General features: G+C 63.6%; 20 protein-coding genes. 12 read left to right on the top strand and 8 right to left on the bottom strand.

Annotation, left to right across the window (positions count from 1 at the left end; all coding sequences use genetic code 11):
- Positions 1-187 precede the first annotated feature (187 nt).
- The 4 genes from LMG28727_RS14030 to LMG28727_RS14015 form a co-directional block, all read right to left on the bottom strand.
- A complete protein-coding gene (locus LMG28727_RS14030; RefSeq protein ID WP_201642950.1) occupies positions 188-1,525 on the bottom strand; it encodes a C45 family autoproteolytic acyltransferase/hydolase in 1,338 nt (445 codons plus the stop codon).
- 355 nt (positions 1,526-1,880) lie between these two features.
- Positions 1,881-3,614, bottom strand: coding sequence for a ClcB-like voltage-gated chloride channel protein (locus LMG28727_RS14025; protein ID WP_201642949.1), 1,734 nt, complete (start codon positions 3,612-3,614; stop codon positions 1,881-1,883).
- A gap of 43 nt (positions 3,615-3,657) precedes the next feature.
- The gene (locus LMG28727_RS14020) at positions 3,658-4,395 is read right to left on the bottom strand and encodes a glutathione S-transferase (protein WP_201642948.1); all 738 of its coding nucleotides are present in this window, start codon (positions 4,393-4,395) and stop codon (positions 3,658-3,660) included.
- Between the two features lie 210 nt (positions 4,396-4,605).
- On the bottom strand, positions 4,606-5,697 hold the full coding sequence (locus tag LMG28727_RS14015) for a YeiH family protein (protein ID WP_201642947.1): 1,092 nt from the start codon (positions 5,695-5,697) through the stop codon (positions 4,606-4,608).
- 117 nt (positions 5,698-5,814) lie between these two features.
- Here LMG28727_RS14015 and LMG28727_RS14010 point away from each other — a divergent pair, with 117 nt between their 5' ends.
- The 8 genes from LMG28727_RS14010 (at position 5,815) to LMG28727_RS13975 (ending at position 13,772) form a co-directional block, all read left to right on the top strand.
- Entirely contained in the window at positions 5,815-6,714 is a 900-nt protein-coding gene (locus LMG28727_RS14010) for a LysR substrate-binding domain-containing protein (protein WP_201642946.1), read from the top strand.
- 165 nt (positions 6,715-6,879) lie between these two features.
- On the top strand, positions 6,880-7,662 hold the full coding sequence (locus LMG28727_RS14005; protein WP_201642945.1) for a TIM barrel protein: 783 nt from the start codon (positions 6,880-6,882) through the stop codon (positions 7,660-7,662).
- Between the two features lie 161 nt (positions 7,663-7,823).
- Positions 7,824-8,816 carry a sugar kinase gene (locus tag LMG28727_RS14000; protein WP_201642944.1) on the top strand — a complete coding sequence of 331 codons (993 nt, stop codon included), beginning with the start codon at positions 7,824-7,826 and terminating at the stop codon, positions 8,814-8,816.
- Between the two features lie 128 nt (positions 8,817-8,944).
- On the top strand, positions 8,945-10,240 hold the full coding sequence (locus LMG28727_RS13995; protein ID WP_201642943.1) for an MFS transporter: 1,296 nt from the start codon (positions 8,945-8,947) through the stop codon (positions 10,238-10,240).
- 4 nt (positions 10,241-10,244) lie between these two features.
- Complete coding sequence (locus tag LMG28727_RS13990; RefSeq protein ID WP_201642942.1) at positions 10,245-11,222, top strand: 2-hydroxyacid dehydrogenase; 978 nt, start codon at positions 10,245-10,247, stop codon at positions 11,220-11,222.
- 43 nt (positions 11,223-11,265) lie between these two features.
- Complete coding sequence (locus LMG28727_RS13985; protein WP_201642941.1) at positions 11,266-12,387, top strand: LacI family DNA-binding transcriptional regulator; 1,122 nt, start codon at positions 11,266-11,268, stop codon at positions 12,385-12,387.
- Positions 12,388-12,447: 60 nt separating this feature from the next.
- Positions 12,448-13,260, top strand: a complete 813-nt coding sequence (locus LMG28727_RS13980; RefSeq protein ID WP_201642940.1) for a YhfC family intramembrane metalloprotease — start codon at positions 12,448-12,450, stop codon at positions 13,258-13,260.
- A gap of 146 nt (positions 13,261-13,406) precedes the next feature.
- Entirely contained in the window at positions 13,407-13,772 is a 366-nt protein-coding gene (locus tag LMG28727_RS13975; protein ID WP_201642939.1) for a DUF3022 domain-containing protein, read from the top strand.
- 58 nt (positions 13,773-13,830) lie between these two features.
- On the opposite strand, the gene LMG28727_RS13970 is transcribed toward LMG28727_RS13975, so the two are convergent.
- Positions 13,831-14,268, bottom strand: coding sequence for a PGDYG domain-containing protein (locus LMG28727_RS13970; protein WP_201642938.1), 438 nt, complete (start codon positions 14,266-14,268; stop codon positions 13,831-13,833).
- A gap of 331 nt (positions 14,269-14,599) precedes the next feature.
- Positions 14,600-15,106 carry a Spy/CpxP family protein refolding chaperone gene (locus LMG28727_RS13965; RefSeq protein WP_201642937.1) on the bottom strand — a complete coding sequence of 169 codons (507 nt, stop codon included), beginning with the start codon at positions 15,104-15,106 and terminating at the stop codon, positions 14,600-14,602.
- Positions 15,107-15,303: 197 nt separating this feature from the next.
- Here LMG28727_RS13965 and LMG28727_RS13960 point away from each other — a divergent pair, with 197 nt between their 5' ends.
- From LMG28727_RS13960 to LMG28727_RS13950, 3 genes are all read left to right on the top strand, one after another.
- A complete protein-coding gene (locus LMG28727_RS13960; protein WP_201642936.1) occupies positions 15,304-16,188 on the top strand; it encodes a LysR family transcriptional regulator in 885 nt (294 codons plus the stop codon).
- Between the two features lie 96 nt (positions 16,189-16,284).
- Positions 16,285-16,743: an Lrp/AsnC family transcriptional regulator gene (locus LMG28727_RS13955; protein ID WP_201642935.1), complete on the top strand. Its 459-nt coding sequence runs from the start codon at positions 16,285-16,287 to the stop codon at positions 16,741-16,743.
- Positions 16,744-16,976: 233 nt separating this feature from the next.
- The gene (locus LMG28727_RS13950; protein WP_201642934.1) at positions 16,977-18,074 is read left to right on the top strand and encodes a saccharopine dehydrogenase family protein; all 1,098 of its coding nucleotides are present in this window, start codon (positions 16,977-16,979) and stop codon (positions 18,072-18,074) included.
- Positions 18,075-18,262: 188 nt separating this feature from the next.
- Here the strand turns inward: LMG28727_RS13950 and LMG28727_RS13945 are convergent, their stop codons facing one another.
- Complete coding sequence (locus tag LMG28727_RS13945; protein WP_201642933.1) at positions 18,263-18,883, bottom strand: AAA family ATPase; 621 nt, start codon at positions 18,881-18,883, stop codon at positions 18,263-18,265.
- Positions 18,880-19,029 (bottom strand): cytochrome bd-I oxidase subunit CydX, encoded by a 150-nt coding sequence (gene cydX / locus LMG28727_RS13940; protein ID WP_201642932.1) that lies wholly within the window; start codon positions 19,027-19,029, stop codon positions 18,880-18,882. Before cydX ends, LMG28727_RS13945 begins: the two co-directional genes overlap by 4 nt.
- A gap of 372 nt (positions 19,030-19,401) precedes the next feature.
- On the opposite strand from cydX, the gene LMG28727_RS13935 reads away from it, so the two are divergent.
- The gene (locus LMG28727_RS13935; protein WP_201642931.1) at positions 19,402-19,860 is read left to right on the top strand and encodes a hypothetical protein; all 459 of its coding nucleotides are present in this window, start codon (positions 19,402-19,404) and stop codon (positions 19,858-19,860) included.
- Positions 19,861-20,056 lie beyond the last annotated feature (196 nt).

Below are 20,056 nucleotides of genomic sequence, written 5' to 3'. Positions count from 1 at the left end.
GTATCTTCCATCTTAGTTGGCAAATACTGCAATGCGGGCACATTTGCGGCAAAACCGTATTGTAGTTTTCAAATGATGGCGGCGATGAGGCAGCGGGAGCGTTATCCGGACGATGTGCGTCGTGGCCGGGGTGGTGGTGCGGTGCGCAAAAGAGCACACCCTCTCCCCCAGCCCCCAATCCACCGCGCTAACGCACCGCCTCAAACCGCGTCCACGGCCACGAAGGCCGGTCGCGCATATAGCCGTTCAACCAGTTCCACTGCGGGTGCCGCTTCATGAACGCCTGTGCGTCGAACGGCCTTCCGCACGGGTGCCCCCAGCGCGCAGAAAAGGCCATCGCGCGGGCCATTTCGCTGTCGATCACCTTGCCGTCGTTCGCCCCCCACGGATTGAACGGTCCGTGATCGGTTCCGCCGAAACGCGCGTCATCCAGTTCGAGGTGGCCGCAAATAGTCCGCGAGCACGGGTTGTCGTTGCGATCGAGATAGACGTCGTGATGATCGGCGATCATCTCCTTGGCCAGCTCGACGTCGATCTTGCCGCGATGCATCTCTTCCAGCTGCATGAACCGCAAGCGCCGCGCGCCGTTCTTGCGCACGTCCGTATAGTCCTCGCCTTCGCCGATACATTCCTGGTTGCGGATTTTCAGGTCCGTCGCGGTGTTGTAGCCGCTGTAAAAACCGCTCTTGGTGGTCTCGAAACCGGAATAGTGCAACCCGAGTTCGTAGCGCGCGATCTCGCCGGTCTTGGTGTCGCCGAGCAGCCAGCTATTCGCGTAGCCGCCGTTATTGGCGAGCGCAAACATCTCGCACCATTCGCCGATGTTGTTCGCGTACTGCGACGCCCGTCGCGAGCGATAAAACTCGGGCGCGCCGGCCGCGTTGTAGCCGACGAAGTTCGAGATCGTGGTCTCCGTCACCATCAGTCCGGCGGCCGTGACCCAGAAGTCGGTGAGGCTCGAGATGCAGCCGGGCAGGCCTTGCATCAGAATGCGGTTGCCGCGGTCCGGGACGATGTCGAAGATCACGTTGAATGCGTCGCCCGCGGCGTAGCGGTCCCATGAGTTGTGCGCCATCACGATGCGGCCGTCGCGCGTCGCGTCGCCGGTCGCGATGAACGCGCTGCAATGATGGCCGCGCCGGCCGCGCCAGAGCTTGGGACCCAGCTCCGGCTTCTGCTGCGCTGCGTGGCTGGGCCACCAGCTTTGCAGCAGGTCCATGTAGCCGTTCCACGCCAGCACTTCGGCGAACGGCAGCTTCGCGCCGTCGGCGATGCCCTGGATTTCGTCGGCGAATTCGGTGTCGAGCTGGTTCGCGAACTGGGCGACCGCAGCTTCGACGAAGGTGTCGAAGTCTTCGCCCGTATCCCACTTCGCGAGATAGCGCGCGGTGTGGATCGCATGGCGGATTTCGGTGGCCAGCAACTGCCCGTGCTGTTCGCCACGGTCGTAGGGCTCGCCTTCGACGTGCACGAAAATCCAGCCCGCCTGGTCGCGGCGCAGGGCATCGGGGGACGGTTCGCTCATGATCGCTCCGATCGGACGGCGGGCGTCTCGGTGCGCCCGTCTTTGGCGTAACGCGCGTGGCGGGCGAAAAATGCTGGTTCGTGCCGATTCGCCGCAGCGGTCTCCTCATTGTAGAAAATCTGCGCTGCTTTGCACGGGGCCGTGGCGGTCTGCGTAGTGCGGCGGTCGTGCGGCCCCGTTGCGGGACGTTTATGTAGCCGTCAGGTTAACGGTTAGCCAGCGGGGAAGCGGGCCGACTGCGCGGACGCTGCAGTGTCCGCGCGTCGATGCGCCCATACACCGCTGCATCGATCCGCTTAAACCCAAGCTGCCGTCGACGCACCGCCCCCGCGTCAAGTCACCGTCACCCTCAGCATTAGCGATTCGGATTCATCCGGAAATAGGCGTCGAGCAACGAGGTCTTATAGACCACGCCCGCCAGCGTCGGATGCGCGGCGCTTTCCACCACCGGCAGACGCTCGCCCTGAAACGCGAGAAAGTGCTGCAACGCGACGCTGAGCGACATATCCGGCGTGAGCACGTCGAAATGCGGCTGCAGATAATCGGCGGCGGTTTTGGTCGACGTGTCGCGTTTGTCGAGCAGGTCGGACGTGATGTCCTTCAACGCGACCACCCCGAGAAACGCGCGGGACGCGTTCGCCACGTACAGATACTTGACCGGATATTCGAGGAACACGCGCGTCATGTCCTGCACGGAGGCGTTCGGCAGCACGACGGTTTCGGCGGGACGGATCAGCTCGCGCATCTGCGTGGCGCGCAAACGCGAGCGCTCCTGTTCTTCCTGATTACGGCGCAGCGTAATCTCATACATCGACGTCTTGCCGATCGCGCGCGACATGAAATAGGCGACCACGCAAGACAGCATCAGCGGCAGCACCACCTGGTAGCTGAGCGTCATTTCGAAGATCATCAGGATCGCCATCAGCGGCGCCTGGGTGGCGCCCGCGAGGAACGCGCCCATGCCGACCATCGTGTACGCATACGGCGCCGACGTCGCGTGCGGCCACAGCGCATGCATGCCCTGGCCGAACAGCGCGCCGACCGCCGCGCCGACGAACAGCGTCGGCGTGAAGACCCCGCCGACCGCGCCGGAACCCGCGGTCGCCGCCGTCGCAATGAGTTTGAACACCAGCACGGCGACCAGCGCGGTCCACGTCCACGGTGAATGGAGGATCGAGTTGACGACGCTATAGCCGTTGCCCCACACCTCGGGTGTCCAGATCGAAATGATGCCGACCACCAGGCCGCCGAGCGCGAGCCTCAACGGCAACGGCAACGGCAGCTTGCGAAAAGCCGCTTTCGATACGTCGAGCAGCCGCAGGAACTGCGGCGCGGACGCGCCGCACAACGCGCCGAGCGCGACGAACAGCAGCACTTCGATGCCAGCCACCGGCGGAAATACCGGCATCTCATACGGCGGTTTGTAGCCGGCGAATTCGCGCATCGTGATGTTGGCGACCACCGCCGACACCACCACGGGCCCGAAACTCTCCATCACGATCGATCCCAACACGATTTCGGTGACGAAGAACGCGCCCGCGATCGGCGCGCTGTACGCGGACGTAATCCCGGCCGCCGCGCCGCAGGCGACCAGCAGGCGCAAGCGCGACGGCTCGAGATGCACCCAGCGGCCGATCAGCGATGCCGCCAGCGCCGCCAGTTGCACCATCGGCCCTTCGCGGCCGATCGAGCCGCCGCTGGCAATCGTGAACAGCGACGACACGCTGCGCCACAAACTCAGCTTGACCGGCACCACGCCATCGCCGATGGCGACCGCCTCCATGTAATCGACGTGATGACATTTGTCCGCGTAACGCTGCGCGATCAGCAGGATCAGGCCGGCGACCAGGCCGCCCGCTGCGGGCAGCCAGATACGCTCGGTCCACGGCATGTCGCGCGCCATCTCGACGAAGCTGCCGGATTTGCCGGCCACCGCCCATTGCAGCAGCGCGATGGCCTTGCGAAACGCAATCGTCGCCAAGGCTCCCGCGACGCCGACGACCACCGACCAGACCAGCATCGTGTGGGCGTCGGACAGACGGAAAAGATGTTGGGCGCGGGTGCGCAGCTTCAGCAGGAATGAAAGCACGTGGGTCGTACGGGGTGAGGGGTTGGGATTGGCGCGGCGCGAATCAACTCGCCGCCTTATCGAGTTCCGGGTAATGCCGGAAGATGCACGACTCGTTATGTTCGATGCGCCGCGCCGATTGCAGATAGGCGGCGATCTTCGGCCGAGCGATCACGCTGTCGTGCAACGCGGCGAGCCGCGGGTAGTGTTCGCCGAAGCGCTTGAGCGCCCGCGGAAAGGCGTACAGCAGGCCGTCGATCAACTGGAACATCGACAGGTCGACATAGGTGAGCGCGTCGCCGACCAGGAAGGTGTCACCGGCCGGATTCTGTTTCAGCACCCGCTCGAAATACGACATGAACTTCGGAATCCGGTTGTCGATGAAGTCGTGCGCACGCACTTTCGCCGCGTCTTTCTGATCTTCGTAGTAGAGGCCGCTCGCCAGCGGATGATGCGTGTCGTGCGCCTCGGTGACGACGTCGGCGATGGTCAGTTGCAGGCCGTTAGCCACATAACGCAGGCTTTCCACCTGCGGCGCGAGATTCAGCTTCGGCCCAAGGTAGAACAGGATGTTGGCGGTCTGCGAGATCAGCAGATCGCCGTCTTTCAGAAACGGCGGCGCATAGGGCGGATACGGCTCGTCGCGGTCTTTCATCACCGACAGCATCGCGCCGGTGCCCAGGCCTTTCGACTCCTTGCCGCGTGCGACTTCCACGTAGTCGGCGCCCGCTTCCTCCAGCGCCAGCCGCACGAATTCGCCTCGGCCTTGCAGGCCATCCCAGTAGTAAAGTTCCAGGCTCATCGATCGATCCTCATTCCGGTCGCTCATTCAGTACGCATCGCACGTGCATGAGCGGGTTGCAGGAGAAGGTGATGCCAGCAACCAGTATGCCGCGCGAGCGGCCCCGATGGGGCTTTCGATGTTGAAGCGGAGCCTGAGCGACGTGTGCCGGAACGCGCAAAACCCCGCACGCGGCGGGGTGGGTTGGCAGGCGCAAACTGCGCGAAGGGTTTAACCGAACAGATGCTGGACAGCCCATGTAATCCCCAGGCCACCGGCAACCAGCCATACATACAGGATCAGCCCGGTGGTCAGTGCGCGCGGGCCGGCCTGACGGATCTGCGAAATGCGGGTTTCGATGCCGAGCGCGGTCATGGCCATGGTCAACGCGAAGGTGTCGAGCGTATTCAGCGTGCTGGTCGCGGTTTCCGGCAACACATGCAGCGAGTTGATCACGACGAAGCCGAGAAAGCCGAGCGCGAACCACGGAATGGCCAGCTTGCGCGGTGCGTTGCTCTGCGAACCTGGCGACGCCGGATTGGCAGCCGCTTCCCGACGAGCCGAGCGGTTCACCCACACGCCGACCACCAGCAGCACCGGCACCAGCAACATCACGCGAGTCATCTTGACGATGGTGGCGATGTGGGTCGCCTCCGGGCTCACATTGCTGGCCGCACCGACCACCTGGGCCACTTCGTGGATCGTGCCGCCGAAGAACAGCCCCGCGCCGACCGTGTCGAGATGCAGCCAGCCCGCGTTGAACAGAACCGGGTAGAGGAACATCGACAACGTGCCGAACAGCACCACGCTGCCTACCGCCATCGCGCTCTTGTGCGGTTTGGACTGCAACGTCGATTCGAACGCGAGCACTGCGGCGGCGCCGCAGATCGCGCTGCCCGCTGCGGTCAGCAACGCGGTGTCGCGATCGAGCTTCATGATTTTCATGCCGGCCCAGGTGCCGATGACCAGCGTGCTGACCACGATCAGCACCGATTCCGCGAGACCCGGCAAACCTACCTGAGCGATTTCCTGCAAGCTGACCCGCAGTCCGAAGAACGCAACGGCGATGCGTAACAGCTTGCGCGCCGAAAAATTGACGCCCGCCGCCCAACTCGCAGGCATGCCGTCGCGCAACACGTTGCCGTAAATCGCACCGGCCACGATGCCGACGATCAGCGGGCTCAGGCCCAGCCCGGCAATCGCCGGAATGGCCGCGATGCGGGTCACGGCGGCGGCGAACAGCGCAACGAACAGGACGCCGTTGACCTGTCCGCGGGTGAACGACCCGTCGGATGGCGCAGCGGTGAGGGGAGCAGTAGACATGGCGCAGTCCTTTAATACCTGGCTGAATTCGATGGCCTAATCCTAATTTAGATATATCGATATGAAAAATCATGATTTAGGATGTGAAGTATCGGCCAATCTGATACTTTGTGCACCATGACCGCAGACCAGCTTATAACTTTCGCCTCTGTCGCTGAGCATCTCAATATCAGCCGCGCGGCGCTGGCGCTGCACCTGTCGCAACCGGCGGTGTCCGGGCAACTGCGGCAGTTGCAGGACGAATTCGGCGAGCCGCTTTATCTGCGCGATGGCCGGGGCATCCGCCTCACGCCCGCCGGCGAACAGCTTGCGGGCTATGCCACGCGGTTGCGCGACACCTGGCGGCAGGCGCATGCCTATCGCGACGCGTTGCGCGGACTGGAGCAAGGCACGCTGCGGATCGGCGCGAGTACGACGCCGGCGAGCTACCTGCTGCCGTATCTGATCGCGGACTTCCATCGGCGGCATCCGGAGGTGAGCGTGCATACCGCCGACGGCAATACCGCCGAGATCGTCGGTGCGCTCGGCTCGGTCGATATCGCGATGATCGAAGGGCCAGCCGGCGCCGATCTGCCGCCGGATACCGCTGTGCATGCGTGGCGCGAGGACGAGATCGTCGCGATCATGCCGCGTTCGCATCCGCTGGCAGAAGGGGCGTCTGCTGATGGCACGGGCCGCGTCGAACTGGCCGCTTTCGGCGCGTATCCGCTGGTCGTGCGCGAGGCGGGGTCGGGCGTGCGGCAGATCGTCGAGCGCGCGTTCGCACGGGCGGGCGTCCCGATGCGCGTCGCGCTCGAAATTGCCGGTGTCGAAGGCGTCAAGGAGGCGGTGCGGGCGGGAATGGGCATCGGCTTTGTATCGGCAATGTCGATGCGGCACGAGAACGGCGCGTTGAGTCTCTTCTCGCTGAGTCCCGAGCCGCTGACACGGCGGTTATCCATCCTGGTGCCGCACGCGAGCACCCCGGCGCGCGTCGTGGAACAGTTTCTGGCGCTATGTCTGGCGGACGGCGGCTAGACGTGCGCAGCCGTGTGCCGGTGCGCCTGGGGATTTCCACTATGGTGCATGACGCCGTCCCTGGCCACTATCTGGGCAGTGCAAGCGCTTCGGCGCTTTTTTTCGATTTTCATTTGGAACCGGTTCCAAACCGACCGGCGACACAGAATCAGGTGGATTATCGACATGGCTGATGCAGTAGACGTGGTGATCGTCGCCAGCGCGTTCGGGATGGATGCGGTGCGCTCGGGCGGCCATCTGAAGTGGGCGCAGGCGAGCCGGCGTGCCGGCGCGGCGGGTTTTGAAGTGCGCCGCGAGCTTTTCGCCGACGCAGCCGATACCGAGCCGCAGCGTTTGCGCGCGCTCGGGGGATCGATCGCCGAACTGGGTTTGTGGTCGGTGTTCTCGACGCCCGCTTCGCTGTACACGTCCGCTGGGCAACTCGACGCGGCCGCGCTGCAACTCGCGCTTGAAGAAGCGGCGGCGCTCGGCGCGCGTTTCGTCAAGCTGCAACTCGGTGGCTTCGTGCGCGACGCGCACGGCGCGGCGATTGCTGATCAGATGCAGCGGCTGCAGCGCACGAACCTGCGGCTCGTCGTGGAAAACGGGCAGTTGGAGGAAGGCGGCTCGCTGGCGCAATTCACCGGCCTGTTCGACGCGCTGTCACGCGAAGGTTTCGCCGACGTGCTCGGCATGACCTTCGATATCGGCAACTGGGCATGGCGCGATGTCGAGCCGCTCGGCGCGGCCGACTTGCTGGCGGCGCACGTCGACTATGTCCATTGCAAGACAACGGTTGGCGAAGGCGCACGGCGTTTTCCCGCCGCCCCGGCTGCGGACGACGCGCACTTCGCGGCCGTGCTCGACAGGTTGCCGCGCAACGTGCCGCGCGGCATCGAGTTTCCGTTCGACGCGAGCCGGATCGACGTGGACGCGGCGCGTTACGTCGAGTGGCTGGGCCACGCATAGGTGGCATGGACAGTGTGGGTAGCGTGGGTTGAGTGCAGAACCTGAGAGCGCGGTAGCCAACCACAACACACACCGCAAAGAAGCGACAAACGCACCCCGGACACGCAACGAAAAGCCACCCCCAGCATTCCGTAGCGAATAGCAACACGCAGGAGCACAGCATGAGTCTCACCAGACACGCAGCACTCGACGTCATCACCTATGGCGAAGCCATGGCCATGTTCGTGGCCGCCGAGACGGGCCCGCTTGCCGGTGTCGGGCAATTCACGAAGCGCGTGGCAGGCGCCGATCTGAACGTCGCGATCGGCCTGTCGCGGCTCGGCTTCAAGGTCGGGTGGATGAGCCGCGTCGGCAACGATTCGTTCGGCCAGTATGTGCGCGACACGTTGACGAAAGAGGGCATCGACCAGCGTTGCGTGAGCACCGACGATCGCTTTCCGACCGGCTTCCAGTTGAAATCGAAAAATGACGACGGCAGCGATCCTGCAATCGAATACTTTCGCAAGGGCTCGGCGGCGAGCCATCTGTCGCTGGACGACTACGCGGCGGATTACGTGCTGTCCGCGCGTCATCTGCATCTGACCGGTGTCGCTCCCGCCATCTCGGCAAGCTCGCGCGAACTCGCGTTCCACCTCGCCCGCGAAATGCGTGCCGCCGGCAAGACGATTTCCTTCGATCCAAACCTTCGCCCGACGCTCTGGCCGTCGCGTGCCGCGATGGTCGAAGGGTTGAACTCGCTGGCCGCGCTGGCCGACTGGGTATTGCCCGGCATCGGCGAGGGCGAGATCCTGACCGGCTATACGCAACCTGAAGATATTGCAGGCTTCTACCTGGATCGAGGCGCGCGCGGCGTCATCATCAAGCTTGGCGCGCAGGGCGCGTACTACCGCACCGCCGACGACGCCGCGATGATCGCCGGCCAACCGGTCGCCAATGTCGTCGATACGGTCGGCGCAGGTGACGGATTCGCGGTCGGCGTGGTCAGCGCGTTGCTCGAAGGCAGGACGCTGCCGCAAGCCGTCGCGCGCGGCAACCGGATCGGCGCGCTGGCGATCCAGGTGATCGGCGATTCGGAAGGGTTGCCAGGCCGTGCCGAGCTGGACGCGCTCGAACTGGCCGACGTGCCGCCTGCCGGGATGAACGTACCCGCGTGACTCGCTGCAACCGGAAGCCGACGGTGCCCCCGCCACTTCCATCGACGTCGACCGCGATAACAGCAAGAGCGCGTATTACGCGCCCATCACTTCCCATCACTGTTCCGGGACGCCGTAAGGAGACTCTCATGACAACCTCGCCGACTTCATCGCTCGCGGTTCGCCGCTGGTGGACGATCATGCCGATCGTCTTCATCACCTATAGCCTCGCTTATCTGGATCGGGCGAACTTCGGCTTCGCTTCGGCGGCCGGGATCAATCAGGATCTGGGCATCAGCAAAGGGCTGGCTTCGCTGATCGGCGCGCTATTCTTTCTCGGCTATTTCTTCTTTCAGATTCCCGGCGCGATCTACGCGGAACGCCGCAGCGTCAAGAAGCTCGTGTTCTGGAGCCTGATCCTGTGGGGCGGCTGCGCGGCGTTGACCGGCATGGTCGACAATATTCCGTCGTTGATGGTGATCCGCTTCCTGCTCGGTGTCGTCGAAGCCGCAGTGATGCCCGCGATGCTGATCTTCATCAGCAACTGGTTCACCCGAAGCGAGCGCTCGCGCGCCAACACCTTCCTGATTCTCGGTAATCCGGTCACCGTGCTGTGGATGTCGGTGGTATCCGGCTATCTGGTGCATTCGTTCGGCTGGCGCCACATGTTCATCGCCGAAGGGGCGCCCGCGATCATCTGGGCCGTGTGCTGGTGGTTCATCGTGAAGGACAAGCCCCGGCAGGTGTCGTGGCTCACCCAGCAGCAGAAGAACGATCTGGAGCAGACGCTGCGCGCTGAACAGGCGGCGATCAAGCCGGTGCGCAATTATGGCGAAGCGTTCCGCACGCCCGCGGTGATCCGGCTGTGCGCGCAATATTTCTGCTGGAGCATCGGCGTGTATGGCTTCGTGCTGTGGCTGCCCTCCATTCTGAAAAACGGTTCGTCGCTCGGCATGGTCGAAACCGGCTGGCTGTCGGCGCTGCCGTATCTCGCCGCAACCATCGCGATGCTTGCAGCTTCGTGGGCATCGGATAAACTCAACCGCCGTAAAGTGTTCGTGTGGCCGTTCCTGCTGATCGGCGCGATTGCCTTCGCGGGCTCCTATGCGCTCGGCTCGTCGCATTTCTGGCTCTCGTACGCGTTGCTGGTGATCGCCGGCGGCGCGATGTATGCGCCGTACGGGCCGTTCTTCGCGATCGTGCCGGAGTTGCTGCCGAAGAACGTCGCGGGCGGCGCCATGGCGCTGATCAACAGCATGGGCGCGCTCGGTTCGTTTGTCGGCTCGTATGTGGTCGGCTATCTGAATGGTGCGACCGGTTCGCCGTCCGCATCGTATGCATTCATGAGCGTGGCGCTGATCGCCGCGGTGATCCTGACGCTGACCGTCAAGCCGCAGCCGCTGACGCAAAATCCCACGCTCGCCACACCGTTGCAAGGAAAATAAGCCAATGAAGAAGATCGTCGTCTATAAATCGTTGCCGCCAGATGTGCTCGCGTATCTGCAACAGCACGCGCAGGTCGTCGAGGTCGATGCCTCGCAGCACGACGCGTTCGTCGCCGCGTTGCGCGACGCCGACGGCGCGATCGGCGCCAGCGTGAAAATCACGCCGGCCATGATCGAAGGCGCGAGCCGCCTGAAGGCGCTGTCGACTATCTCGGTGGGCTTCGACCAGTTCGATGTCGCCGACCTCACGCGGCGCGGCATCGTGCTCGCGCACACGCCGGACGTGCTGACTGAATCGACTGCCGACACGGTGTTCGCGCTGATCCTTTCGTCGGCGCGGCGGGTCGTCGAACTCGCCGATTGGGTGAAGGCGGGGCAGTGGCGCGATAGCATCGGCCCGGCGCAGTTCGGGGTCGACGTGCAGGGCAAGACGCTCGGCATCGTCGGGATGGGGCGGATCGGCGGTGCGGTCGCACGCCGGGCGGCGCTCGGCTTCAACATGAAGGTGCAATACACGAACCGCAGCGCGAATCCGCAGGCTGAAGCGGCGTATGGCGCAAAGCGTGTCGAATTGGCAGAACTGCTCGCCACCTCCGACTTCGTCTGTCTGCAAGTGCCGCTCACCGCTGAAACGCGACACATGATCGGCGCGGCCGAATTCAACGCGATGAAAAAGAGCGCGATCCTGATCAATGCATCGCGCGGTGCGACCGTCGACGAACCGGCGCTGATCGAAGCACTGCAAAACGGCACGATTCGCGGCGCAGGGCTCGACGTTTTCGATACCGAACCGCTGCCCGCCGACTCGCCATTGCTGAAGCTGCCGAATGTCGTCGCGTTGCCGCATATCGGTTCGGCGACGCACGAAACCCGTCATGCGATGGCACTGAACGCGGCGGAAAATCTGGTCGCCGCGCTCGACGGCAAGCTGAAGACCAACATCGTCAATCACGACGTGCTGGGCCACGGGTCGGCGCAGTGAATCGCGGTGTGACGCAACCGATGCGCGAACCGGCGAGCGGACGGTGAGCACGCCGCCGTCCGCGCCGCGCCGCGCGACGATTACCGATGTCGCACGCGAAGCCGGCACCGGCAAGACCAGCATCTCGCGCTATCTGAACGGCGAGATGAGCGTGATGTCGCCGGAATTGCGGGCGCGCATCGAGGCGGCTATTGCCCGGCTGAACTATCAGCCGAACCAGATGGCGCGCGGTTTGAAGCGTGGGCGCAACCGTCTGATCGGCATGTTGCTCGCCGATCTGACCAACCCGTATACGGTCGAAGTGCTGCAAGGCGTCGAGGCGGCCTGTCACGCGCTCGGCCTGATGCCGCTGATCTGCCACGCGGCGAACGAAGTGGAGATGGAGCGTCGTTATCTGCAACTGCTGACCACGTATCGGGTGGAAGGAGTGATTGTCAACGCGCTCGGCGTGAGCGAAGAGACCTTGCGCCCGGTGGGCGGCAGCGGTATTCCGGCGGTCCTGGTGGACCGTCAGGTGGACGGACTGATCGCCGACATGGTCGGACTCGATAACCGCGCGGCGGCGGAACTCGGCGTGCGCCATCTGATGGATCAGGGGTTCGACGACATCTGGTTTGTCGTGCAGCCCTTCGCGCAGGTGAGTTCGCGGCAACTGCGGCACACGGCGTTTCTTGATGCGATCGGCAGGTACGGCGGCGCGCTCCGCGTCGAGCGCGATAGTCACGGCGAGCGCGCCAATCCAGGCCCACGCGGCGCCGCCCGCGGCCACACGCTCGTGCTGGATCTGGCGGATGCCGGGGAAACCGCGCGCAGTCTCGCCGAGCTGGATCGCGCGATCGATTCAGCCGCGGCTGACAGCGGAAGTTCTCCTCCAGCTCACCGGCGCATCGCACTGTTCGCGGCCAACGCGCCCGTGGCGCTGTGCGTCGCGCTGCATCTGAAATCCCGTTACGGGGCCGACTGGCAAACCCGCGCGGCGCTCGTTTCCATCGACGACCCCGACTGGGCCGAACTCACCGGCATCACGACGATCCGCCAGCCGACCTACGAAATCGGCTACCGCGCGGTCGAATTCCTGCACGAGCGCATCGAAGGCGTTCAGGCCACGGCGCGAGACTGCCTTTTGCCGGGCGAGTTGATCGTTCGCGCATCAACTTCGCGCTGATCTGCGATCATGCGGGCTGCGGCGCGCAGCGGGTGCGCGCCGGTCATCGCAAGGAAACTCATGGTTGTTGCACCGATTACCCTCTCGAGCCTCGCCGTCGCGACGCTGTTCGTCGCTGCGTTGCCGTTCCTGATTTACCGCCGTCTGCGCCGCTCACTCAAGCTCAATCCACGCGACGCGATTACCGGCATCGCCATATTCGCGCTGTTCGCGATGGTGATCGAGCGCGCGCTGAACGACTATGTCCTGCATCGCAACGAGGCGACGGCGACGTTGCTGTCGAATCCGCTCGCTTTCGTGGTGTATGGCGCGCTGGTCGCGGGTGTGTGCGAAGAAGTGGGGCGCTTCATCGGCATGCGGTTGATCCTGAAGCGCGCGGCGAAGACGCCCGCAGCGGCGGCACGCACCGACGACGGCACCGCGCTGACCTACGGCCTCGGCCACGGCGGCGCGGAAGCGTGGCTGGTCGGCGTGCTGGTGCAAATTCAGTGGATTCTGTTCGCGATCTTCGAAAACCGCGGTCAACTGGACGGCTATCTGAGCAACCTGCCAGCCGACTCGCTGATGCGCATTCACCTGATTCTCGCCAGCCTGTCGCCGCAGACGGCGGGCATTTTCGCACTTGAACGCGTGGCAGCGCTGGTGTTCCAGATTGGTTTGTCGGTGCTGATGTGGCGGGGATTGCGCGCAGGCTGGCGCGGGATCCTGCCGCTGGCGATTCTGCTGCATGCGCTGGTCGACGTACCGGCCGCGCTGTTTCAGGCGCAACTCGTGCCGCTGATCGCGGTGGACGGTATGTATGCGGTCGCGGCGGTCGTCGTGGCGGGATTGCTGTTCCGGACTTTCCGGCGACCGGCAGTGGCCGCCGCGTGAGCGTGATCGCGATCGCGATCGCGTGACGACACTCGCATGCTGCAGATGACTCGCGAAAATGTCGGCCTTTGCCTACAATCGGCCGACTTTTCCAGCAGCTTTTTAAGTTCTTTCAGCCTCTTTAGGCCGACACTTCGGCAGACCTCATGGAAGCTTACCAATACGACTGCGCGAATCCCGAGTTCGAGGAATTGGCGCGTGTGATCAGCGATCTGTTTCCCGAGCAGACGCAGTTCATCCAGAGCGCGGCGGAAGATGGCACGCCGACGCTGGCAATTCACTGGGTGGCGATGCGTTTCGGCTCGACAGCCCGCCGCATTGTGATGACGGTGGCGATCACTCCGGCCGCGTTGGCGCGTTATCGCGCGTTACCGGCGAGGTTGCGCGGGCGCAGTTTCGCCGTGTTGCGCGCGTATGTCGAAGCGAGCCTGGGCTCGCTCGAAGAACAGTACGCGAACGGAGAAACGGTGCCGCGTGACGTCATCGTGGATCTCGGCGACGAGTTTGCGTGAGCGTGGATCTGATGCGGTTTGGTGCGACTCAATGCAGGGTGACGAGGTCCGGTAACGCCTAGTCCGCGCGACGATAAACCTTTGCGAAGCGCGCAGCCTGAACCACGCCATAGTCGCCCGGCGCGTATTGCATCACCCAGTCGCCGGCCACGCCGCGCAGCACGTCGCCCCCGCCAGCGGAACGGGCGAGCGAAAACGCTTCGTTCATCTGTCTGGCCAGCACGACGGCAGGGCGGTTGCGATAGGCGCCGGCTTCCCCGTGCGTGACTGCGGTGTCGGCGGGAACGTACTTCGCGTCGAAGCGCTCGCGCGAGACGACCCAGCGCTCGCCGGTGGATCCGGTGATCAGTGCGTCGCCGCGCACATAACGATTGGGGCCTTCGAGGCTCATCAATTCGCCTTCGCTCGCGGCGAATTCGACGGCGACCGTTTCGTCCTTAACGACGCGAAGTGCGTTGACGTCCTGAGTCAGGTCGAGATTTTCAAGTTCGTTCATGGGGCGGGAGGGGGCGATGCAAGCGGGTGCGGATCGGTGACGACAGCGCATCGACTCTGCGTCGAGGTGTCGGTTTCAAGGGTTTCAAATCACGGTTTCAATTCGGGGCTTGTGTAACGTGTGTAACGTGTGGAACGTGTGGAACGTGTGGAACGGGACATTGTGCCCCGCAGCCGCCTACCCGCATGATGCCAGATGCATCGGGAAACCGGTTTCTTTTGCGATGGGCGCAGGGCCGTGGCAAACGGCCTGAAGAGGCGCCCATCGCAGAAGATCCGCACGCGCAGCGCCAACCTCGCGCTGCGCACAAACACAATCTGTCAGCCGCTGATCAGTTCGCCGCTGCGTCGCTGGCCGGTGCGGCGTGTGCCTTGCCGCCCTTGCCCTTGCCATGATGACGGCCGCCTTCGCCACCCTGATGATGGAACGTCGCATCCGCAAGCTTCTTCTGCTCCGGCGAGAAGCTGCTATAAAGCGGATCGAAAGCATCGACCAGCTTCTTCATGCCGTCAGCATGCGCCTGAGCGATCTGCGCGTACTGCTTCATATCGTCGATGGCAGACAGCGTGCCGGCAGTCTTACGTTGTTCGAACAGTTGACCCATCGTCTCACCGTTGCTGCGCATTACGTCGGCGAACGTGTTCCATTGCGATTCCTGCGCCGAGGTAATCTTCAGTTGCGCATGCAGATAGGCGATGCGGTCTTCGACATTGCGTTCATGACCGGCCTTGCCCGCAGGTGCGGAGGCGCTCATCGGTGCTGCGGCCGGTGTGGAAGCTTGTGCAAATGCGCCGCTCATTGCAACGGCGGTGGCCAGCATAACCAGTGCTTTTTTCATCGAAACTCCTGATGTCTATTCGAAGTGGGACAGGGCGCGTGGCGAGCGGCCCGTTACGCGTGAGCCTCAGTGTTAGCCGAAGCGACGCGCGACGACCGGCTGCCCCGTTCGCCGTCGTCGGTAGTTGTAACACGATATCCGAACAATGCGGCTCTTGTGCGACAAACGCTTACAACCGAAACGAAAGGAAATAGCGGGTGGATAAATTCGTCAGCATGGAAATCTTCGTCGCGGTGGTCGACGAAGGCAGCCTCACAGCGGCTGCCGAACGCTTTCACATTTCAGCGGCGATGGTCGGCAAGCATATCCGCTCGCTTGAAACGCGCCTGGCCACCCGGCTGTTGACGCGCACCACGCGTCGGCAAAGTCTGACGGAAATTGGTCGCCAGTATTACGAACAATGCAGACGCATCCTCGCCGACGTGAAGGATGCCGAGTCGCTGGCCGAAGCGATGGCCGCGACCCCGCGTGGCGTGCTGAAGGTCACGGTGCCGCTGACTTACGGCGTTGAAGTATTCGCGCCAGCGATGACCGACTACCTGGGGGCGTGGCCCGATGTCAGTCTCGAACTCGATCTGTCGAATCGCGTGATCGATCTCGTCGAAGAGGGCTTCGATGCGTCGGTGCGTATCGGTCAGCTGGCCGATTCGAGTTTTGTCGCGCGGCCCTTGAAGCCTTACCGGATGCGCGCGTGCGCATCGCCGGCTTATCTGCAGAAGCACGGCACGCCGCGCACGCCCGCCGATCTCGCGAATCACGAATGCCTGGGCTTTCTGCATTGGGGACGCGAAGGCGTATGGCGTCTCGATGGCGATACTGTCGACGAAAACGTGCTGCGCGCCGGCCGCTTTCGCGCGAACAATGGTCAGGCGTTGAAGGCGGCCGCGTTGCGCGGTTTCGGCCTCGTGTTGCAGCCCGAAGTGCTGCTCGCACGCGAAATTGCCAGCGGTGAACTGGTGCCGGTGCTGGACGACTTTCTGCCCGATGGCGCGCCCGTGCATCTGATTTATCCACGCGACCGCCGCGCGACACCCAAGCTCACGAGCTTTATCGACTTCGTGATCGAACGGTTCGGCGTTTGAGCGGGGTTAGTGCGGGAGTAAGCGTGACTCATGCCGCTTTCCATGCGCAAGACGCGCGATAATCGCCGCCATCACTGACTCACTTCGGCTCCCTCAATGAGACCACCGCGCCTCGATCAACTCGACGACCTCGACCGTCAACTCGTTGCCTTGCTGCAAGCCAATGCCCGCGAAAGCGTCGCCAGTCTCGCGCGCCAGCTCGACGTCGCGCGCACCACGGTGATCGCGAGAATTGCCCGGCTGGAGCGCAGCAACGTGATTGCCGGATATAGCGTGCGGCTCGGCCAGGACGTCCTCGATTCGAGCATCGTCGCGTATGTCGGCATCATCATTGCGCCGAAGCATGGCGCGGCGGTGCAGAAGCGTCTCGGCAAGATGCCCGAGGTGCAGTTGCTATGCGCAGTGAGCGGCGAGTTCGATTATGTCGCCTGGCTGCGTGCCGATTCGCCTGACCGGCTTAACGATCTGCTCGACCAGATTGGCGGCCTCGAAGGCGTGGAGCGGACCACCACGTCGATCATTCTCGCGCGCAAGATCGATCGCGGAACCGTATGAACGTGGCGCCGCGTTTACGTGATTTTTATATGTTTTCGACAGATCGACTGAAAATTTCGTCATAACGTCGAAACTGATGGTCATAGCGCAGCATTTTGCGTGTATGAACTGTTTTTGCTTCTTCCTACACTGTGCCTGTGGAGTTCAAAACAGGGTTTGGCCGCCGCGCACCGCGCGCCGGGCACGAGGTTCGCCCAGGCCGGCGTCAACCCACAGAAAACAAGGAGAAGCGCATGAAAGTAGCCATCGTTGGTGCGGGTCTGATCGGTCACACCATCGCGCATATGTTGCGGGAAACCGGCGACTACGACGTCGTCGCATTCGACCGCGACCAGCACGCGCTCGACCAGCTCGCCGCCCAGGGCATACCGACACGCCGGGTCGATTCCGCCGACGCCACCGCGCTGCGCGCCGCGATACAGGGCTTCGATACGCTCGTCAATGCATTGCCGTACTACCTCGCGGTGAACGTGGCGGCTGCGGCGAAAGGCGCGGGCGTGCACTACTTCGATCTGACCGAGGACGTGCGCGCGACCCACGCGATCCGCGCGATCGCCGACGACGCCGCGCACGCGTTCATGCCGCAGTGCGGTCTGGCGCCGGGCTTTATCGGCATTGCCGCGCACGAACTGGCGAACCGCTTTACGGAGATTCGCGATGTGAAGATGCGGGTCGGCGCACTGCCGGAGTTTCCGACAAACGCGCTGAAATACAACCTGACGTGGAGCGTCGACGGTCTGATCAACGAATACTGCCAGCCGTGCGAAGCGATTCGCGATAGCCGCACGCAGTGGGTGCAGCCGCTCGAAGGCCTCGAACACTTTTCGCTCGACGGCACCGAGTACGAGGCCTTCAATACTTCCGGCGGCCTCGGCACGTTGTGCGAAACCCTGTCGGGACGCGTCGAGTCGCTCGACTACAAGTCGGTGCGTTATCCGGGCCACCGTAATCTGATGCAGTTCCTGCTGGAAGACCTGCGTCTGGCGAGCGACCGCGACACGCTGAAGAACATCATGCGCCGCTCGGTGCCGTCGACCGCGCAGGATGTCGTGCTGGTGTTCATCACCGTATCCGGTATGCGCGACGGTCAACTGGTGCAGGAAGTGTTCACCCGCAAGATTTTCGCGAAGACCGTATGCGGCGTGCCGATGAGCGCGATCCAGATCACCACGGCCGGCGCGATGTGCGCGGTGCTCGACCTGTTCCGCGAAAAGAAGCTGCCGCAAAGCGGGTTTGTGCGTCAGGAGCAGGTGTCGCTACGCGAATTTCTCGCTAACCGGTTTGGGCAATTGTACGAAGGGCAGGGGTTGGAGGCGCTGGCGGTGGCGTGACGCCGGGCGCAACAGAGCGGCGCGAAAGTCGATCAGTGGGCTACGCCTCGAACAAGGGTTGATCAGGTTCGGGGCGTAATTTTTTTAGCTGCTGCTGGTGCTGCTGGTGCTGCCGCTGCCGCGCGCCACTCAGGCGCTGAACGACGCCGGCTGCGAGCCGGCCAATAGCGGCCAACAGCTGGCCAATGCTAGACGGGCAAACGAGGCAGTAGCGTGGCCACGCGCTGCGGCTCGCCGACGATCCGCGTCAGCAACGCTTCATCATTCGCCAACGTCGGCGCCGTATTGTCAAACATCAGCAAGTCTTCGCCCATCTCGCCACTGGGCACGAAACGGCGCTGCCGGTACTCATCCCAGTGCGCGAGCTTATAGGCATCGTTCGGATCCGCGCGCGCGATGATCCGCTGTCGTGCCGTCTCTTCGGTGGTATGCACCCACACGACCCGCAGCTTCACGTCGTCGCCGATACCCAGCCACGCACGATCGAACAGACGCCGCTCACGGATTTCCCGCGATAACGGAGCGACCACCAGTGCGCTCACGCCGAGTTGAAGATTGTCGCGCGCGGTGTCGATCAGGCAGCGATACTCGGGGTCCCGCAGATGTTGCAGGAAAAGCGGACTGTCGCGATCGTTCGGGTCGCCGGTCAGCATGGCCATCGCGGCTGCGCTGTAGCCGCCGTAGAGCGTGTCTTTATCGAGCAGGCAGAAGGGCGTGGCGCTTGCCTGCATCAGCGGGACGAGCAGCTTTTTGGCCAGTGTCGTTTTGCCCGTGCCCGCGTGGCCGCAGAAAAAAACCAGATACGTCACGCAGGTTTGTCCTCGGACGCAGCAGCGGGCGTATCGGTGCGTTGCGGGTCACGCGCGAACTTGCCGTTCGCCTCCAGCCACATCACGTTGATGATGCCGAAGGCCAATGCCACGCCAACGCCCAGAATCCAGGTGAAATACCACATAGCAGTCTCCTTGATCGCCGGTCCGGCAACGCGGACGGCAAGCCGTCGCGCATACGGAAAAGCGAAACCGGGATACGACGAAACCGAAACCGAGGGTTAATCCGTGGCCGGCCGCAGCCAGCGCCCGTACCCCGCAGCGCGCGCTGCGGCCCACTGCAGCGATCATGAAGAAGAACGCGATGTCATGCAAGAGGGTGTGGTATCGGCCGTCTGGCCAGGCTGGCGCAACGGCCGCGCGTTGCTATCATGCATGTCACAAAGGCGCGGCGGCAGTCAGGATGGCCAGGCATCGCACCTCATGTCGATCATCAGGTTGACGTCGACATCGAAGATAGAAAGCACGACCACAATCAACAACACGGGAGAGACAGCATGACAAGGCGCTTCGATTGCCGTTGCAAAGCCGCGTCGGTCGCGACGCTGGCGTGTGTCATGCTGATCGTCGCGGCGCTCGGCGGTTGCGCTTCGACGCCGGCCGAGCCGGTGCCCTTCAAGCCCGTACCGTCGGCCCGTATCGTGCGCTCCGGCTACACGGAGCCGGCCACCGGCCTCGTGGCGGTCGATGTCAGGCGGGAACGTTCGCGCGACGTTATCGTACGGTTTCGCGATGCACCGGTGTATCTCGACGGCGAGCGGGTCACCGACCTGATGAACGGCGAACACGTCGTGTTCTATCTCAGCCCGGGCGTGCATCGGATCGGCGTGTCGACGCAGTTCGATCCGGTGGTCGAGTTGAATTTCATCGTGACGGCCGATCCGCGTTACACGAACCGCGCATCGGTCACCTTCAACGACGATCATCGCATTCAGCTGAACCGGGTTGCCCGCTAGTGCCGCTCTGGCGCGCGGAATGCTGAAGCCTGTCGAGCCGCCAGCGAGCGTGGTCCGAACCGGTCGGATTAACAATTGGATACGTGGCGTTCACGCGCAGCCGCTAACATGGCGGCTATCGTTTATTCGTCAACGCGGACCTTGCGCCGGGCTTACGCTCCGGGCTATACCGGCCGGTCCGTTTCGTTTTCAAGGT

The sequence above is a fragment of the Paraburkholderia metrosideri genome (assembly GCF_904848625.1).
Classification (GTDB): domain Bacteria; phylum Pseudomonadota; class Gammaproteobacteria; order Burkholderiales; family Burkholderiaceae; genus Paraburkholderia; species Paraburkholderia metrosideri.
The sequence above is the reverse complement of the archived record's forward strand: the minus strand, read 5'-3'. Positions and strand labels throughout refer to the sequence as shown.

Excerpts from the sequence above, each read along its gene's own strand:
- LMG28727_RS13950 (WP_201642934.1), top strand. The coding sequence starts at position 16,977 with ATGAAAGTAGCCATCGTTGGTGCGGGTCTGATCGGTCACACCATCGCG.
- LMG28727_RS14015 (WP_201642947.1), bottom strand. The coding sequence starts at position 5,697 with ATGTCTACTGCTCCCCTCACCGCTGCGCCATCCGACGGGTCGTTCACC.
- LMG28727_RS14030 (WP_201642950.1), bottom strand. The coding sequence starts at position 1,525 with ATGAGCGAACCGTCCCCCGATGCCCTGCGCCGCGACCAGGCGGGCTGG.
- LMG28727_RS13990 (WP_201642942.1), top strand. The coding sequence starts at position 10,245 with ATGAAGAAGATCGTCGTCTATAAATCGTTGCCGCCAGATGTGCTCGCG.
- LMG28727_RS13980 (WP_201642940.1), top strand. The coding sequence starts at position 12,448 with ATGGTTGTTGCACCGATTACCCTCTCGAGCCTCGCCGTCGCGACGCTG.
- LMG28727_RS14000 (WP_201642944.1), top strand. The coding sequence starts at position 7,824 with ATGAGTCTCACCAGACACGCAGCACTCGACGTCATCACCTATGGCGAA.
- LMG28727_RS14005 (WP_201642945.1), top strand. The coding sequence starts at position 6,880 with ATGGCTGATGCAGTAGACGTGGTGATCGTCGCCAGCGCGTTCGGGATG.
- cydX (WP_201642932.1), bottom strand. The coding sequence starts at position 19,029 with ATGTGGTATTTCACCTGGATTCTGGGCGTTGGCGTGGCATTGGCCTTC.
- LMG28727_RS13935 (WP_201642931.1), top strand. The coding sequence starts at position 19,402 with ATGACAAGGCGCTTCGATTGCCGTTGCAAAGCCGCGTCGGTCGCGACG.
- LMG28727_RS13975 (WP_201642939.1), top strand. The coding sequence starts at position 13,407 with ATGGAAGCTTACCAATACGACTGCGCGAATCCCGAGTTCGAGGAATTG.
- LMG28727_RS13965 (WP_201642937.1), bottom strand. The coding sequence starts at position 15,106 with ATGAAAAAAGCACTGGTTATGCTGGCCACCGCCGTTGCAATGAGCGGC.
- LMG28727_RS13970 (WP_201642938.1), bottom strand. The coding sequence starts at position 14,268 with ATGAACGAACTTGAAAATCTCGACCTGACTCAGGACGTCAACGCACTT.
- LMG28727_RS14020 (WP_201642948.1), bottom strand. The coding sequence starts at position 4,395 with ATGAGCCTGGAACTTTACTACTGGGATGGCCTGCAAGGCCGAGGCGAA.
- LMG28727_RS13995 (WP_201642943.1), top strand. The coding sequence starts at position 8,945 with ATGACAACCTCGCCGACTTCATCGCTCGCGGTTCGCCGCTGGTGGACG.
- LMG28727_RS13955 (WP_201642935.1), top strand. The coding sequence starts at position 16,285 with ATGAGACCACCGCGCCTCGATCAACTCGACGACCTCGACCGTCAACTC.
- LMG28727_RS14010 (WP_201642946.1), top strand. The coding sequence starts at position 5,815 with ATGACCGCAGACCAGCTTATAACTTTCGCCTCTGTCGCTGAGCATCTC.